At 59.5% G+C, this 1,604-nt stretch carries 2 protein-coding genes; both read right to left on the bottom strand.

Features of this window, described 5'->3' with window-relative positions; translation table 11 throughout:
* Positions 1–1,156: molecular chaperone HtpG (htpG, locus tag G113_RS20030; protein ID WP_005914202.1), on the bottom strand; the 1,156-nt coding region annotated here is incomplete at its 3' end.
* Between the two features lie 168 nt (positions 1,157–1,324).
* The coding region (locus tag G113_RS20025; RefSeq protein ID WP_005914199.1) for a toprim domain-containing protein at positions 1,325–1,604 on the bottom strand (280 nt) is incomplete at its 5' end.

Below are 1,604 nucleotides of genomic sequence, written 5' to 3'. Positions count from 1 at the left end.
AGAACTTGGCGTACTTCTCGCTGTCGTCCTTGGCCAGCTTGTTGAGCATGGTCAGCACCCGCTTGGAGCAAGCCTTGCGCAAGGAGGCAGTGACCTTGTTGTCTTGCAAAATTTCGCGACTGACGTTCAGCGGCAGATCGTTGGAATCGAGCACCCCTTTGACGAAGCGCAAGTAGGTTGGCATGAACTGTTCGGCGTCATCCATGATGAAGACGCGCTGTACATACAGCTTCAGGCCGTGTTTCTGCTCGCGGTTATAGAGATCGAAGGGGGCACGGGCCGGCACGTAAAGCAGGCTGGTGTACTCTTGGCTGCCTTCGACTCGGTTGTGACCCCAGAGCAGCGGATCTTCGAAATCGTGGGCGACATGCTTGTAGAACTCCTGGTACTCCTCGTCCTTGATCTCTTTCGGGCTGCGAGTCCAGAGTGCGGTGGCGCGGTTGACCTGCTCCCACTCCCCCGGCGTTCCGACTATGGTCTCGCCCTCTTCTTCCCTGTCCGGGGTGCCCTCTTTGTACATCTCCACCGGCACTGAGATGTGGTCGGAATATTTGGCGACCACAGCCCGCAGACGCCAGTCGTCGAGGAACTCTTCTTCCTCGGCACGCAGGTGCAGGATGACGTCGGTACCGCGACCGGCTTTGGTCACGTCGGCCACGGTGAAGGAGCCTTCCCCTTCCGATTCCCACTGCACGCCCTGGCTCGGCTCGGTGCCGGCGGCGCGGGAGATCACGGTCACCTTGTCGGCGACGATGAAGGCGGAGTAGAAGCCCACCCCGAACTGGCCGATCAGCTGGGAGTCTTTACCCTGATCGCCGGAGAGGTGCTTGAAGAAGTCGGCGGTGCCGGATTTGGCAATGGTGCCCAGGTGTTCAATCACCTGGTCACGGGTCATGCCGATGCCGTTGTCCGAGATAGTCAGGGTCTTGTTCTCTTTGTCCACGACCAGGCGCACGCGCAGCTGGCCGTCATTTTCGAACAAAGAGGCATCGGAAAGCGCCTTGAAGCGCAGCTTGTCCGCCGCATCTGAGGCGTTGGAGATCAGCTCGCGCAGGAATACTTCTTTGTTGGAATAGAGGCTGTGAGCCATCAGGCTCAGCAGTTGTTTGACTTCGGTTTGAAAGCCGTGGGTTTCGGTATGAACACTTTGGGTCATCGACCAGTCCTCAAAACATCGGTTGAACACATGCTCAACCTAGATGGGGGTGGCCTTGCAAATATCAAGGGGCGAATGTGCAATCTTGCTCACTCGCCCCTGGTCGTGGCGGTCACACTGCTGGGGCTCGGCGATGGAGCATGCCAAGACCCAGGCCCTGCCAAGGCGCTACTTCAGACGCTGTCGCCCCATCAAGGAGTGAGAGAGTGTGGTGCCATCCACCAATTCAAGCTCGCCGCCAACCGGCACCCCGTGGGCGATGCGGCTCACCTCGACCCCGGCGCTGCGCGCCAGATCAGCGATGTACCAGGCGGTGGCATCGCCCTCAATGGTGGGGTTGGTAGCGAGGATAAGCTCGCTTATCTGCTCCTCTTTCAACCGCCTCTCCAGGATCTCCAGCCCCAGCTCTTCGGGCCCGATGCCATCGAGGGGGGACAGATGACCCATC

It is taken from the genome of Aeromonas molluscorum 848 (assembly GCF_000388115.1).
GTDB classification, from domain to species: domain Bacteria; phylum Pseudomonadota; class Gammaproteobacteria; order Enterobacterales; family Aeromonadaceae; genus Aeromonas; species Aeromonas molluscorum.
Note: the sequence above shows the minus strand (reverse complement) of the source record. Positions and strands in the feature narration are given on the sequence as shown.